The organism is Mesorhizobium sp. WSM4935, from assembly GCF_029625735.1.
GTDB lineage: Bacteria > Pseudomonadota > Alphaproteobacteria > Rhizobiales > Rhizobiaceae > Mesorhizobium.
Map to the genome: position 1 here is coordinate 43546 of NZ_JARTVR010000001.1, position 15344 is coordinate 58889.

11 protein-coding genes and 1 pseudogene are annotated in these 15344 nt (G+C 63.7%); 2 read left to right on the forward strand and 10 right to left on the reverse strand.

The genetic code is table 11. The features are described 5' to 3' along the window. Positions 1-67 precede the first annotated feature (67 nt). The 5 genes from P9273_RS00205 to P9273_RS00225 all read right to left on the reverse strand — a co-directional run bounded on the left by P9273_RS00205 (position 68) and on the right by P9273_RS00225 (position 6586). The gene (locus P9273_RS00205) at positions 68-1180 is read right to left on the reverse strand and encodes an ABC transporter ATP-binding protein (protein WP_278047108.1); all 1113 of its coding nucleotides are present in this window, start codon (positions 1178-1180) and stop codon (positions 68-70) included. Between the two features lie 34 nt (positions 1181-1214). After that, positions 1215-2891: a beta-galactosidase BglA gene (gene bglA, locus P9273_RS00210; protein ID WP_278047109.1), complete on the reverse strand. Its 1677-nt coding sequence runs from the start codon at positions 2889-2891 to the stop codon at positions 1215-1217. 4 nt (positions 2892-2895) lie between these two features. After that, positions 2896-4050: a carbohydrate ABC transporter permease gene (locus P9273_RS00215; protein ID WP_278047110.1), complete on the reverse strand. Its 1155-nt coding sequence runs from the start codon at positions 4048-4050 to the stop codon at positions 2896-2898. 1 nt (position 4051) lies between these two features. After that, entirely contained in the window at positions 4052-5065 is a 1014-nt protein-coding gene (locus P9273_RS00220; protein WP_278047111.1) for a carbohydrate ABC transporter permease, read from the reverse strand. A gap of 165 nt (positions 5066-5230) precedes the next feature. Beyond that, positions 5231-6586, reverse strand: coding sequence for an ABC transporter substrate-binding protein (locus P9273_RS00225; protein WP_278047112.1), 1356 nt, complete (start codon positions 6584-6586; stop codon positions 5231-5233). A gap of 361 nt (positions 6587-6947) precedes the next feature. On the opposite strand from P9273_RS00225, the gene P9273_RS00230 reads away from it, so the two are divergent. After that, positions 6948-7970 carry a substrate-binding domain-containing protein gene (locus P9273_RS00230; RefSeq protein WP_041000311.1) on the forward strand — a complete coding sequence of 341 codons (1023 nt, stop codon included), beginning with the start codon at positions 6948-6950 and terminating at the stop codon, positions 7968-7970. 145 nt (positions 7971-8115) lie between these two features. After that, positions 8116-9462 (forward strand): NAD(P)/FAD-dependent oxidoreductase, encoded by a 1347-nt coding sequence (locus P9273_RS00235; protein WP_278047769.1) that lies wholly within the window; start codon positions 8116-8118, stop codon positions 9460-9462. 294 nt (positions 9463-9756) lie between these two features. On the opposite strand, the gene P9273_RS00240 is transcribed toward P9273_RS00235, so the two are convergent. The 5 genes and pseudogenes from P9273_RS00240 to P9273_RS00260 all read right to left on the reverse strand — a co-directional run bounded on the left by P9273_RS00240 (position 9757) and on the right by P9273_RS00260 (position 15277). Then, the gene (locus P9273_RS00240; protein WP_278047113.1) at positions 9757-11262 is read right to left on the reverse strand and encodes a S8 family serine peptidase; all 1506 of its coding nucleotides are present in this window, start codon (positions 11260-11262) and stop codon (positions 9757-9759) included. Next, positions 11252-11920, reverse strand: a complete 669-nt coding sequence (locus tag P9273_RS00245; RefSeq protein WP_278047114.1) for an anti-sigma factor — start codon at positions 11918-11920, stop codon at positions 11252-11254. The genes P9273_RS00240 and P9273_RS00245 overlap by 11 nt, the downstream gene beginning before the upstream one ends. Beyond that, positions 11917-12483 carry a sigma-70 family RNA polymerase sigma factor gene (locus tag P9273_RS00250; protein WP_041000305.1) on the reverse strand — a complete coding sequence of 189 codons (567 nt, stop codon included), beginning with the start codon at positions 12481-12483 and terminating at the stop codon, positions 11917-11919. The genes P9273_RS00245 and P9273_RS00250 overlap by 4 nt, the downstream gene beginning before the upstream one ends. A gap of 284 nt (positions 12484-12767) precedes the next feature. Continuing rightward, positions 12768-13607, reverse strand: coding sequence for an alkaline phosphatase family protein (locus P9273_RS00255; protein WP_278047115.1), 840 nt, complete (start codon positions 13605-13607; stop codon positions 12768-12770). Between the two features lie 81 nt (positions 13608-13688). Then, positions 13689-15277 (reverse strand): annotated as a pseudogene (locus P9273_RS00260) (ABC transporter substrate-binding protein). Positions 15278-15344 lie beyond the last annotated feature (67 nt).

Consider the following 15344-nt stretch of genomic DNA (forward strand, 5'->3'; position numbering starts at 1 on the left):
AAAAACCCGCGGGGGGCTTGCCCCGCCGCTCTCTTGTTTATCGGGAAAGCCAGCCTCCCGATCGACCTCAGGCCGCCTTGGCCTCCTCGCGGTGGAGCGTGAAGGAATGGCCGTCGGCGTCGAAGATATGCAGGTCGCCGGCGCTGGCGTTGAGCCGCAGCGTCTCGCCGCGCCTGACCTCGACATTACCCGGCAGCTTGGCCACCAGCGGCAGGTCGGCGCGGCCGATATCGACATAGACGAGCTGAACCTCGCCGAGCTGCTCGATATAATTGACCTTGCCTTCGAACAGATAGTCGGCGCCGGTCGCGATCGCGAGATCCTCCGGCCGCACGCCGAAGCTGACCGCCGCGCCATTCGCCGACACGGGCGTTGCGATCGGCACCGTCGCCTTGCGATCGCCGACATGGCTGACCACGGTCGGATTGCCGGCCTTCTCGATCTTTGCCGGCAATATGTTCATCGCCGGCGAGCCGATGAACTGGGCGACGAACAGATTGCCCGGGCGCTTGTAGAGCTCCATCGGCGTGCCCACCTGCTCGACCCGGCCTTCCTTCAGCACGACGATGCGGTCCGCCAGCGTCATCGCCTCGACCTGATCGTGCGTGACGTAGATCATCGTCGTGTTCGGCATCTGCTCCTTGAGCTTGGCGATCTCGATGCGGGTGGCGACGCGAAGGGCGGCGTCGAGATTCGACAGCGGTTCGTCGAACAGGAACACTTTCGGGTTGCGCACGATGGCGCGGCCGATGGCGACGCGCTGGCGCTGGCCGCCCGACATCGCCTTGGGGAGGCGGTCGAGATATTTGGTCAGCTGCAGGATCTCCGCCGCCTGGCGCACACGCTTGTCGATCTCGGCCTTGCTTTCCTTGCCGATCTTCATCGAGAAGGCCATGTTGTCGTAAACGGTCATGTGCGGATAGAGCGCGTAGGACTGGAACACCATGGCGATGCCCCGCTTCGATGGCGGCACGTCGTTCACCACCTCGCCGTCGATCTTCAGCTCGCCTGAGGTGATCTCCTCAAGGCCGGCGATCGACCTCAGCAAGGTCGACTTGCCGCAACCCGACGGTCCGACGAAGACGATGAACTCGCCCGATTTGATGTCGAGGTCGATGCCGTGGAGAATGTTGAGGTTGCCGTATGATTTCTTCACCTGGTTGAGCGTGACATCGGCCATGGTTCTCTCCTCCCGTTAATCTCTGTCTGCAAGTTCAGTCGATGCGTCCGAACCAGGCGCCGTAACCGCCGAGGCGGACCGGCCCGCTGCCAGTCTGTCCCGAAAAGCCATGCCCGGGCAAGGCTTGCAGCGCGCCTTTGCCGAGATCGACCTCGGCGGGCTTGCTGCCGAGGTTGAAGGCGCAGACGATCCGCTCATTGCCCTCGCGGCGGGTGAAGGCGACGGTGTCGCCATGGCTTTCGATAAAGTCGATGTCGCCCTTGGCCAGCGCCGGATGCTGCCGCCGGAAGGCGAGGAAGCGGCGATAGTGCTCAAGCAGCGAGCTTGGATCGCCCTGCTGCACGTTGACGGCCTGCGACAGGTGCTGACCTGGCACCGGCAGCCAGGGTTTTGCGGCCGAGAAGCCGCCATTCTTGGCCGCGGCCTCCCACACCATCGGCGTGCGGCAACCGTCACGACCCTTGAACTCCGGCCAGAAGCGGATGCCGTAGGGGTCCTGCAGGTCCTCGAACGTCAGTTCCGCTTCGCCAAGGCCGAGCTCCTCGCCCTGATAGATGCAGACAGAGCCGCGCAGCGACATCAGAAGCGCCGAGATCACCTTCAGATAGGCGATCGGATCGGCCTCGTTGGCGGCCCAACGCGAAGCGACCCGCATCACATCATGGTTGGAGAAGGCCCAGCACGACCAGCCGTCGCTGGCGACCCGGCCGAAGGCTTCCAGCACCGCGCGCACTTTCGCCGCGCTGATCTTCTCGGGCGCCAGGAAATCGAAGGAATAGCACATATGCACGCGCTTGCCGTCGGCGGTGTAAGCGGCGACCACCTCGAGACCGCGCTGGGAGTCGCCCACCTCGCCGACGGCGGCCTGCGCCGGATATTCGTCGAGCAGCGCGCGGAAGCGTTCGAGGAAGCCGAGATTCTCCGGCCGGCTCTTGTCGTAGAGATGGTCCTGGTAGTTGTAGGGGTTGACCGCCGGCGCCGTCTGGTCGTTGCGCTGTTCCGGCGGCAGCGGCGGATTGTCCTCCAGCCCCTGGCTGTGGAAGTAGAAATTGATCGTATCGAGGCGGAAGCCGTCGACGCCGCGCTCCAGCCAGAAGCGGGTAATGTCGAGCAACGCATCCTGCACTTCCTTGTTGTGGAAGTTGAGGTCGGGCTGTTCGGCCAGGAAATTGTGCATGTAATATTGCTGGCGGCTGGTGTCCCATTGCCAGGCCGAGCCGCCGAAGATCGACAGCCAATTGTTGGGCGGCGTGCCGTCGGGCTTGGCGTCGGCCCACACATACCAGTCGGCTTTCGCATTGTTGCGGCTGGAACGGCTTTCCTTGAACCAGGGGTGGACGTCGGCGGTGTGCGACAGTACTTCGTCGATCATCACCTTGAGGCCCAGGCGATGGGCTTCCGTCACCAGCGCGTCGAAATCGGCGAGCGTGCCGAACATCGGGTCGACATCGCAATAATCCGACACGTCGTAGCCGAAATCCTTCATCGGCGACTTGAAGAAGGGCGAGATCCAGATGGCGTCGACGCCGAGCGAAGCGACGTAGGGCAGGCGCTGAACGATACCCTTCAGGTCGCCGATGCCGTCGTCGTTGGAGTCCTGATAAGAGCGCGGATAGATCTGGTAGATCACCGCGCCCCGCCACCAGTCGCGGTCGATGGCGGGGTCTGGGGCGGGGTCTGGTCTCGAGGTCGCCTTCAAAGCCGATTGCATACCTTCAACCTCCTTTCACGGAGCCGGCAAGCAGCCCGCGGACGAAATAGCGCTGCAGCGAGAAGAACACGATCAGCGGCACGATGATGGTGATGAACGCCGATGTCGTCAGGATCTCCCAGTTGCCGCCCCGCGAGCCGAGCAGCGCGTTGAGCTTGGCCGTCAGCACGATCTGATCGGGCGCCGTGCCGAGGAAAACCATCGCCACCAGGAGATCGTTCCATACCCACAGGAACTGGAAGATGGCGAAGGAGGCAAGTACCGGGAAGGACAGCGGCAGCACGATCTTGACGAAGATCTCGAAGTCGCTGGCGCCGTCGATGCGCGCCGATTCCATGATCTCGCGCGGCAGGCCGGCGATGTAGCTCCGGAGCAGGTAGATGGCGAAGGGCAGGCCGAAGCCGGTATGCGCCAGCCAGATGCCGAGATAGGTCTTGGAGGGCACGCCGAAGAAGGTGCCGACGCCGTTATAGAGCCTGAGCAGCGGGATCAGCGACATCTGCAGCGGCACCACCAGAAGGCCGATGATGACCGCGATCAGCAGCGCCCGGCCGGGAAAGCGCATCCAGGCCAATGCGTAGGCCGCGAAGGCGGCGATCAGGATCGGGATCACGGTCGCCGGAATGGTCACCGTCAGCGAGTTCATGAAGGAGCGGCCGATGCCTTCCGAAAACAGCACGGTTCTGTAGTTCTCGGGGGTGAATTTCGGCGGCGCCGACGAGGCGAAATAGACGCGCTGGCCGCGGTCGCCCTCGAAGGCTTTCGGTGAAGACAGCACGAAGCCGCCGTCGGCGTTCATCTGCAGGGTGACGCCATCATTGAGGTCGGCGACCGATCCGGCCTTGTACTGCGTCGGCGCGGAAGATTTTACGCCGAAGGCGCTGATCTCGCGCTTGGGACCGTCGCCGAAGATGTTGCCCTCAATGACGTATTTGCCGTCCTTCTGGGTTTGCGCCGACGCCCCCGGCAACCGTCCCGCCTCGCTCTGGCTGGAACTGGCGAAGGCGTTCCACCAGCCCGACGCGACGATCTGGTCCTTGTCGCGCAGCGACGAGACGAGGATGCCGAGAGTGGGGATGGTCCAGATCGCCACGAAGACGAGCACGGCGATATGGACGCCGAAGCGGCCGAGAAAGGACTTTCCGGTCTTGGTCGCCACCTCAGTGCCCTCCCGTCTCTTTGTTGGCCTGGCGGATGTTCCAGACCATGATCGGAATGACGGCGATCATGATGATGATGGCAATGGTCGCGCCGCGGCCGAAATCGCCGCCGCCGCGGAACATCCAGTCGAACATCAGATTGGCGAGCACCTGAGTATTCCACTGGCCGTTGGTCATGGTCAGCACGATGTCGAACACTTTCAGCACCAGGATGGTGATGGTGGTCCAGACCACCGCGATCGTGCCCCAGATCTGCGGCACCATGATCTTCCAGAAGATCTGGAAGGGGTTGGCGCCGTCGATCACCGCTGCTTCGAGCGTCTCCTCCGGAATGCCGCGCAGCGCCGACGACAGGATCACCATGGCAAAGCCGGTCTGGATCCAGATCAGGATCACCATCAGGAAGAAATTGTTCCAGAACGGCAGCGATATCCAGACCTGCGGCTGGCCGCCGAAATACTGGATGATGGCGTTGAGCAGGCCGATCTGCACCTGGCCCTCGCCACGATACTCGTAGATGAATTTCCAGATCACGCTGGCGCCGACGAAGGAAATCGCCAGCGGCAGGAAGATCAGGCTCTTGGCGATGGTGCCCCACCAGATCTTGTCGGTGAGCACGGCGATGATCAGGCCGAGGAAGGTGCAGGCGGCTGGCACCACGGCCAGCCATAATATGTTGTTGAAGATCGAGTTGCGCAGATCGTGATCGCCGGCCGCCCATTCATAATTGGCGAGCCCGACGAAATTGGTGCCGCCACGGTCGAAGAAGGAGAGCCACAGCGTCGCGATCACCGGGTAGATCAGGTAGACGGCGAGGATGATCAGCGCCGGGCCGACGAACAGCCACGGCCGCACATATCCCTGCCGGCGCAGATTGTTGATGGCGGTGGCGCCGGATACCCCGCGTGAAGGGAAGATGAGGTCGAGCAGTCTGTTGGCGCCCCAGAAATAGGCGACACAGCCGCCGACGCCGACGATGATGACGAATATGGCCGAGAAAATCTGAGCCGCCATGGGTCCCTCTCCCTGCGCATGACCGGCCAGCCGGGGCTGGCGATCGGATGCACCGACTTTCGGTTATTCGGAACAATCGAAACGCGAAGGCTTCCGGCGTGGCCGCCGGTCGGACCCGGGCCGTGGCCCGGATCCAAATGGAGAATGAGGAGGATTTCAGGACGCTTACTTGATGCCATCCCAGCTTTTCTGGATGTCGGCGGCGACGTCCTGCGCGGACTTGCCGCCGACCAGGTCGACCATGCCGGTCCAGAACGAGCCCGCGCCGATCTTGCCGGGCATCAAATCGGAGCCGTCGAACCGCACCGTCGTCGCGCCGACCAGGATCTCGCCCTGCTTCTTCAGCGCTTCGCTGCCATAGGCCTCTTTGTTGGCCGCCTTGAAGGGGGTGACGAAGCTCTTCTGCGCCATCCACAATTCATGCGCGAGCGGCATTTCGAGGAACTTGATGAACTCGCGCGAGGCCTTGGAATCTTTGGTGATCATCACCAGCGTCCCGGCGACTTCCAGCGGCGTGCCGAGATCAGGCTTGGAGGCGTAAGGCGGATAGGGGAAGAAGTCGGCATCCTGGCCGAGCTTCACGTTTTCCGGGAAGAAGGAGGGAATGAACGATGCCTGATGGTGCATGTAGCACTTGGGCGGCACGGTGAAGAGACCTTTCGGGCTGTCGCGGAAGTCGGTCGCCGCGACCGCCTTGGCGCCGCCGTCCACCATCTTGTCGTCGGTGGCGATCTTGCCAAAGATCTCGATGGCGTTGACCACGGCCGGATCGGTGAACGGGATCTCGTTCTTCACCCACTTGTCGTAGACCTCCGGCGGCTGGGTGCGGAGCATGATGTCCTCGACCCAGTCGGTCGCCGGCCAGCCGGTGGCGCCGCCGGAACCAAGCCCGATGCACCAGGGCTTGCCGCCGTCGGCGATGATCTTCTTTTCGAGATCGGCGAGCTCTTCCTGGGTCTTGGGCACCTTGTAGCCGGCCTCGTCGAAATTGTCGGGCGAGTACCAGACCAGCCCCTTCACATCGATCTTGTAGGGAAAGGCGTAGAAACCCGGCTTGCCGTCCTTGCCATTATAGGTGCCAAGCTTGGCCCAGGAGTCGCCGGCGGCGTAGTTTTCCTTGATCCAGGCCGCGACGTCGTCGCCAAGCGGGGTGAGCACGCCCTTGGAAGCAAGATCCTGGATGAGGCCGGGCTGCGGCAGGATGGCGATGTTGGGCGGGCTGCCGGCCTGGGTGTCGATGACGATCTGCTGCTCGTAATTCTCCGATGAGGAGTATTTGACGTCCGCGCCTGTGGCCTCCGCGAAATAGTCGAGAACCGAGCGCACCAGCGTCTCGTCCTCGCCGCGCCACGGTCCGAAGATCGTCAACGTCTCGCCCTTGAGGTCGACCTTCTTGAGGTCGTCGTAGTTCGCCCAGTGAAATTTCGAATCCTCGCCCGGCTTGAACTTCAGTTCGGCTTGCGCCGGCAGGCTAAGGGTGAGTGCCGCGACCGCCGCACCCAAGAGAAGCATTTTCTTCATCGCAAGTCCTCCCAGTGGTCACAAACAGGACGAGACCTCCATCTCGTCCGCCGACGCCCGCGGAACTGTGACTCAGCGAAAGGGCAACCGCAACCTTTCGAAGAGACTTCCAAAGCGCTTTGGCTATTTTGATCTCGCCACTGAATGGCCGGGAAGTCAAGTAGGTGCGTTCATTAATCGATTTAAATCTCCCGGAATCGGGAGCGGAAAGTGCACTGCAGCATACTTTTTTGGCGCTGCAGCAGCAATTTTGCTTCAACCGGCGCCGGCAGGCCTCTAAAGTCAAGTTGTGCTTGGCGGCCTTGCCAACAATCATCGGATCGATTCAAATTTGAAAGCGCTTTGAGGCTGGAGGCCTCCGATGAACCTCAAGCAACTCTCGCATATGCTGTCGCTCTCGCAGACCACGGTGAGCCGGGCGCTGAACGGCTATCCCGAGGTCAATGAGGAAACCCGGCGCCGGGTGATGGATGCCGCCAAGCGCCATGGCTACCGGCCGAACCCCAGCGCGCGCCGGCTCGCCACCGGCAAGTCGGGAATGATCGGCTATGTGCTGCCGACGGGGGCTGCCGTCGACATCGATCCGCACTTCGTTGAATTCCTCTCCGGCCTCGGCGACTATGCCCGCGCGCATGAGCTCGACCTCGTGCTTTCGCCCGCCGATGCCGACGACGAGGAGACGACCTACCGGCGCATCGTCGCCAACCGCCAGGTCGACGCCGTCTACATCTCCTCACCGCGTCCTGCCGACAAGCGGCTGGCGCTGGTCAACACGCTGGGCATTCCCTTCATTGTCCACGGCCGCAGCGAGGGGTTCGACTTCGACTATCCCTATCTCGACATCGACAATGAGGGCGCCTTCCATGAAGCGGCGCGCCTGCTGGTCCAGCTCGGCCACAAGCGCCTGGCGCTGATCAACGGCAACGACCGCGAGACCTTCGCCATCCACCGCGAGCGCGGCGTGCGCCGCGCGCTCGCCGCGAGCGGACTGACGCTCGGCGAGCGCCATATCCGCTCGGTGACCATGACCGAGGAGAACGGCTACCGCGCCGCCCGCCGCCTGCTCGAGGAGGCTGAGCCGCCGACGGCGATCGTCTGCTCCAGCCTGATCATGGCGCTGGGTGTCGTGCGCGCCGTGCGCGATCTTGGCCGGACGATCCCTGGCGACCTCTCACTGGTCGCCCATGACGACGTCTTCCCCTGGCTGCGGCCGGAGAATTTCCCGGTGCCGCTGTCGACGACGCGCTCCTCGATCCGGCTCGCCGGCGCCCGTGTGGCGGAGCGTCTGGCGGCGCGGATATCGGGGTTGGAAGAGGGGGCTCGCGGTGAGGTCTGGCCGGTCGATCTGGTGGTCAGGGGGTCGGTGGCAGGTGCGCCGGCATAGGTCAACATCCAACAGCTTTGCCGATGGCTCCTTCCGGGCGCATCCTTTACCTCGTGGGACAACGGTCCGCCTTTGACTGCTCCTGATGCTGGGCGGGGACAACCGGTAAGCCAGAACCGTCAACCGGTCCTTCAGAGTGCGCCATTTGCCCACATTCCCGTTTACCGAAGCGGATCCGATCCAATACCCTGGGCCGCCGCCGAAGACGTCGCAGGTGGTGATCGTTGGTGGCGGCATTATCGGCGTAACGACGGCCCTCTTCCTTGCCTCCCGGAACATCCCGGTGACGCTGCTGGAAAAAGGCCGCGTTGCGGCCGAACAATCCTCCCGAAACTGGGGATGGATCAGAAAGCAGGGACGAGACGCGGATGAGCTGCCGATCGTCATCGAGGCTTCTCGCCTGTGGCGGCAACTGGCCGATGAGTGTGGCGAAGACATCGGGCTGAACCAGACGGGCGTGACCTACCTCGCGAACGCCGACAAGGACATGGCCAAGTTCGAAGAATTCATGAGGATCGCCGCGATCCATAAGCTCGACACGCGCCTCCTGGACGCCGACGAGACCGCAAAACTCATCAACGGCATGTCGCGCCGATTCAAGGGCGCGATGACGACGCCCTCCGATATGCGCGCGGAACCGTGGTTGGCGGTGCCGGCGCTTGCCAGGCTTGCCGTGCGAAAGGGCGCCAAGATCGTGGAGAACTGCGCCGCCCGGACCCTCGAAATCGCCGCCGGCAAGATCAAGGGCGTGTGGACCGAGGCGGGATATATCGAGACTTCCACCGTGCTGGTCGCGGGCGGCGCCTGGTCTTCCCTGTTCTTGGCGAGACACGGCGTATCCATCCCCCAGCTCAGCGTCAGGGTCACCGTGGCCGCAACGGAGCCCCTGCCTGAAATCTATGCAGGTGCGGCGGCCGACGACCATATCGCTTTCCGGCGCAGACAGGATGGCGGATACACGCTCGCCGCAGGCGGCAGCCACTTGCTGTATCTGGGGCCTGACGCATTCCGGCACGCCACCAAATATATTCCCGCCCTCAGGGACAATCCGTTCGGAACGCGCTATTCCCCGTTCGCTCCGTCAGGCTACCCGGATGGCTGGTCGACGCCGCGCGATTGGGCGCCGGATTCAGAGAGTCCTTTCGAGAGAATGCGGGTGCTCAATCCAGCCGCTGAGCCGGCAAAGCTTCGTTCGATCGAGCGCAATTTCAAACAGCTTTTTCCACAGTTCGAAGCGGTTCGCCTGAAGGCCGGCTGGGGCGGCATGATCGACGCCATGCCGGACGTCGTCCCCGTCGTGGATCAGGTGCGGACAGTCGGCGGCCTTTTCGTCGCGACGGGAATGAGCGGCCATGGGTTCGGCATCGGGCCTGGCATTGGCCGCGTCGTCTCCGACATGATCCAGGGAAACGACACCGGCCACGATCTCAGCCGCTTCCGGTTGCCGCGCTTCTATGATGGAAGCCCTGTCCGGCTAGGTCCGGCTCTTTAAGTGGCCGCTTGAGGTCCATTCTCAATTACCATGGCAACGGCAATTGGTCGGCGGCGGTCACCGCAATGACGGGAATCGACGAGACGCTCGTAGGGATCGTGTTCCGACAGATGAGACGTGCCGAGTTCTTCACACCCCCTCTGTCCTGCCGGACATCTCCCCCGCAAGGGGGACGTCGCCGCCGCCTTCGCCAATCATCGACGTTGAAGAAGTTGGGCCGGCGCTGAAACCGCTGATAGACGGCTGGCAGGCCAGAGGGGGCTGCTGTCCCGCCAGCATCGCGAGTATGAGGGACTACTCCTTCGCCGCTCCAGCCGCCTTGATATCGACCAACCCATAGCCGAAATCATTGTCCCGCCCCTTCGGGCCAAGATCCTTGGCTGTGGCGGCAAGCGCTTTCTCGATCTCGTCGGCCGTTCGGCCCGGCGCGGCACGGATCAGGTTGGCGATAGCGCCGGACACGATCGCGGCGGCGAAGGAGGTGCCGGTCACCACATCTGACCCGGCGCCGCTCGGCGCTACCATCTCGACGCCCGGCGCCGAGATGAAGACGTAAGGACCGCGATTGGCCTGCGGCATCAGCCCGTCCTTGGCGTCGGTGGCTGTCACCGCGATCACGCCGTCAAAGGCGGCCGGATAGCCATAGGGCGCCTTTGGTCCATTGTTGCCGGCCGCCGCCACCAGCACCATGCCCATCGCCCGCGCATTGCGGCAGGCGGTGCCGAGCAGGTCGTTCTTCGGCCCGACGAAGCTCATATTGATGATGCGCACATTCTGCTCGGCCGCCCAGTCGAGCGCCGACAGGATGACGTCCATGGTCGACTTGCCGCCTTCAAAGGCGCGCGCATGATAGATCTTGGCGCCGGGCGCCATGCCTTCCAGCGGACCGACCCCGGCGATCAGCCCGTCGACAGAGGTGCCGTGGTCGCGCTTCTCGATCGGCACATTGGGCATCGCATCATACTGGTCGGCAATCACGCCTTTCAGCGCCGGATTGGTGTCGTCGATGCCGGTGTCGATGACGGCGACACGCACATTTTCGCCGCTTGCTTGGCTTGCATCGAGCGCGATGCGGTCGAAGGCATAGTTCACGATGCCCGCCGCCTGCTGCAGTGTGTAGATATGGTTCGGCTCGCGCCGCTGCGTGCGGCCGTCGGCGGCAAGCTGCGCAAGCACCACGCCGACCGGCCGCCCGTCGGTGATGCCGAAGCGCACCAGGGTGGTGCCGAGCAGCCGCGACTGGCGCTGCGAGCGCACCTGCAGGCCGAAGGAATTGGCGACCTGTTGGACCACGCCGGCATCGCCGGTCACCGTCACCAGCACTTCGTCGGGCACGAATTCGCCGGCGATGGCGCGCGGCGGTTCGGCCAGGTTGAGATCCTTAGGCGCCGTGACGGGTCCGCTCGGCGCCGGAGCGGGTGGCGGCGTGTTGTTGGAGCTGTTCGACGGCGATGTTCCGTTGGACGTTGTAGGCGTTTGCGGGCCGGCGGGCACCGGCGGGTTCGGAAAGAGATCGACGATCAGCGCCGGCAGGAACACCGCGCCACCCGTGGCCGCGCCCGACGTCCCGACGCCGTTCTTGGCGCCGCCGTCCGTGTCGCAGCCGCCGCCGGCCCCCGTCTTGCGATTCAGGCAATCGAGCCGTTTCTGTGTCAGGCTGGGATCGTTGGTCTGCGCGAATGCAGGCGCGGCGACAAAAGTCGCCGTGAGGATCACCGCACGAAAAATGGCACTCGGCCCCGACGCAATTCCGGGCGGAAAACCGCGGCGCACTTTTCCTGGAATTGCCTTAGCCGCCATCGGCCGGTTTCCTTCCCTGCACCACAGCATCCGCGAAGGGCTGGGCGGCAATAAGGCCGACGAGCCTGTCGTAATCGGCTGCCGTGTTGGCCGGGATCGTCAGGTGGAACACGCCGTCCGCGGTCGGGCCGCCGGCGATCTTCAAGCCGTTCTGGCCGAGAAAGGCGGCGATATCGGCCATCTTCGCATCCGGCTTGAACTTCACCAGTGCGAAGGGCAGCTTTGCAAGATCGTCCTGGGCGCCGGCCACCTCGAAGTCGTTGCCCTTGCCGCCCGGCCGTTCGAAGGACTGCAGAACGACCAGCGCAAGCAGCGCCGCGGCCGCCGCCCAGGCGACGCCGGCGGGCATTGCCGTCACCCGGCCGAAAACCTTGGCGAGCCACGATTGGCCGGCGGGCGCGCGCACCGGTCCGGCCTCGGCGTCGAGCGCCCTGGTGAAACGGCTCAGCGCGTCGGCAGGCGGGCGGATCGCCTCGTTGGCGGCGGCGGTGCCGGAGAATTCGGCCTCGGCTTCGCCAAGGGCGGCAAGCGCCGCCGGATCGGTGGCCAGCCACTCCTCGACGGCCTCCAGCTCGGCGCCTTCCAGCGAGCCGTTCAGATAGAACGGCAGCAGCGTTTCCATCTCGTCGCGGCGCGACATCTTTTCAGCGGCGCTCATGGCCACCCCCTGTCGTAACCGGCGGCCTTCAGGGCCTCGCCGAGTTTCTTGCGGGCGTAGAACATCCTCGTCTTGACGGTCGCGACCGGAATGCCGAGCACTTCGCCGATCTCGGTCACCGACTGGCCATGGTAATAGGCAAGGTCGATCACCGTGCGGTGCTCCTCGGCCAAGGCATCGACGAAACGGCGCAAGGCAGCGGCCTTGTCCTCCTTCATGGTGACCACTTCCGGCGTGTCGGCGCCGTCGGGAACCTGCGCCGCGTCATCGTCGTCGATCCAGTCTTCCTTCTTCTTGCGCAGCGAAGACAGCGCCTTGAAACGGGCGATACCGAGCAGCCACGTCGAAACTTCCGAGCGGCCCTCGAAGTTGGGCGCTTGCTTCCACAGCTCGAGAAAGACCTCGTTCGCAATATCGTCGGCCATCATTTCCGATCCCGTCTGGCGCGCCACGAAGCGGTAGATCCGCGCGTGGTGACGCATGAACAGGAGCCGAACGGCGGCCCGGTCGCCCTTCGCGACCCGGTCTACAAGCGCGCGATCGGTTTCCGTCGCCGCATTCATGGCCGGTCGAGCCGCCTGGCTCCTCGAAGCTCTGTCGCTGATCGGTTCAAAAAGGTTCACCCTCCGCCAAGGATTTTTCGGAGGCTAACCGAAGAGCGGGGAGGTTGCCAGTAGGGGCAGGATTTCCCCTTCTCCCCTTGTGGGAGAAGGTGTCGCCGAAGGCGACGGATGAGGGGTGCTCCAGGGAAAGCCGGCGTCTCACTCCGCTGGAACACCCCTCATCCGTCTCGGCGCTGCGCGCCGATCCACCTTCTCCCACAAGGGGAGAAGGAAAAGGCCGCGCTTCACCTCAAAAACACTTTCGCCTTCATCGTCTCGGGTATTTCCACGCCGAGCCGGCTCAGCACCGTGGGCGCAAGCTGCAACTGGTCGAGCAGCGTGTCGGCCTCTGGCCCCTTCGCAGGCCCGAAATAATAGAGCGCGAAATCCTGCATCTCGTCGTCATGGCCGCCATGGTGGCCGCGGTCGGTCTGGCCATGGTCGGCCGTTACGATCACCTCATAGCCGGCTTGGCGCCACTGCGGCAGGAAGGCCGCGAGCATTCCGTCCATCGCGTAGCAGGCATGGTCCATCTCGTGGCAGTCATGGCCGAAGCGATGGCCCATCGAATCCAGCGTGCAGGTGTGCAGGATGCCGTAGTCGATGTGATGGCGTTTGGTCAGCATGGTCAGCGTCGCGAACAGATCGACATCGCTCGGCGTCATCTGGTTCTTGAGATTGTAGCCGGTCATGGTGTGGAAACGGCCATGCGTGATCGGCCCGCCCGGTTCGTCGAACTCCATGTCCTCGACAAGATCGAACGGATACGAGCGAAAGAATTCCGACCAGTAGGAATGGGTCACGGCGCCGGTCTTGCCGCCGGCCTTGCTCACTTCCGAAAAGATATCCGGCTGCGTGACGCGAAAGCGGTTCTCGTTGGAAAGGATGCCGTGCACCTGCGGGGTCACCCCGGTGTGGATCGAGGCGTAGCAGCAGGCCGAGGTCGACGGCAGCACCGAGCGCATCTTCCACATCTGCGCCTCGCCCGACTGCGCCCAGCCCTCGAGATTGCCCATCAGCCGGCGCCAGTTCCGGTAGGGCACGCCGTCGAGGATGATGAGCAGCAGTTTGGATTTAAGCGCCACGGAACGTTCCTGTGATTGTTCTTCGAAACGAAAACGCCGCGTGTCGCGCGGACACGCGGCGCTTCTTTGGATAGCCTGATATCAGGCGTTCAGCCAGCACTCGCCGAGCGCGTAGCCGTCCATCATCTCGCCATTCGGGTTCTTCACCCAGCCGCCGACCTTGTTGGTGTTGGCAGCGTCGATGAACTGGTTGAAGAAAGGCACGATCAGTCCGCCTTCGTCGCGCATCAGCATCGCCATGTCGCGATAGATCGCCTTGCGCTTGGCCTGATCGAGCTCGGCGCGGGCGGTAAACAGCATCTTGTCGAATTCCGGCCGCTTGAAGCGCGTGTCGTTCCAGTCGGCGGTCGAGACATAGCCGGTGGAATACATCTGGTCCTGCGTCGGACGCCCGCCCCAGTAGGAGAGCGAGAAGGGCTGCTTGTTCCACACTTCCGACCAGTAGCCATCGCCGGGCTCGCGCTTGATTTCTATCTTGATGCCGGCCTTGGCGCAGCTCTGCTGGTAGAGCTGGGCGGCGTCCACGGCGCCCGGGAAGGCGACATCGGAGGTGCGCAGCAGGATCGAGCCGCTATGGCCGGACTTCTTGTAGAATTCGGCCGCCTTTTCCGGATCGAACTTGCGCTGCTCGATGTCGGAGGAAAACAGCGGGTAGGCCTCGTTGATCGGGAAGTCGTTGCCGACCGAGCCGTAGCCGCGCAGGATCTTGTCCAGCATCTCCTCGCGGTCCATGGCGAGCTTCAGGGCCATTCTGAGATCATTGTTGTCGAAGGGCGCGGTGTCGCAGAACATGTTGAACGGGTAGTAGCCGCGCCCCGACACGTTCTCGATGCTGACGCCCGGGATGCGCTTGACCAGGTCGACCACCTTCGGCTCGACGCGGTTGATCAGATGCACCTGGCCGCCCTGCAGCGCTGCAAGCCGGGCCGTCGGGTCGTTGATGACGACGATCTCGATCTGGTCGGCATGGCCGGCCTTGTCACCGCGCCAGTAATTGGCGAAGCGCTCGCCGCCATGGCGCACGCCGGGCTGGTTGACGGCGACCTTGTAGGGGCCGGCGCTGATGCCGGCATTCGGGTTGTCCTTGCCGCCATTAGGCTGAATGACGAGGTGGTAGTCGGCCATCAGATAGGGGAAGTCGGCGTCGGCGTCGCCGAGCGTGACGACCACTTCCTTGCCGTTTGCCTTGATGGTCTTGATGTTCTTCAAAACGCCGAGCGCGCCGGATTTCGACTTCTCGTCGGCGTGGCGCTCGAGCGTGGCAGCAACATCTTCGGCAGTGACCGTCTTGCCGTTGTGGAATTCGATGCCGTCGCGGATCTTTATCGTCCAGGTCTTGGCGTCGTCCGACGCGCCGATCTCCTCGGCGATCCGATTCTCGACGCCGCCATCAGGCGTCAGCCGCACGAGGAATTCGCCCCACTGCTTGCAGAAATTGTAGGTCACCTGACTGAGATTCAGCGCCGGATCGAGGCTGTTGGTCGACTCACCACCCTGCAGGCCGGCCTGATGATGCCGCCCTTGACCGGCGTTGCGGCGAAGGCCTTGCCGGCCAGCGTCGTCGCCAGCGCGGCCGAGGCGCCAAGTGCCGCTGCCCGACCAAGGAAATCGCGGCGCGATATCCTGCCCTTGCCGGCGAGTTCGGCGAGATGGTCGAGTTCGTTCTGCATGTCCTGCCCCCTTTTTGAGATTGGCTTGGCGCGAGCTCTACCCGGCCTGCGCCATTCTTTCCCGTTC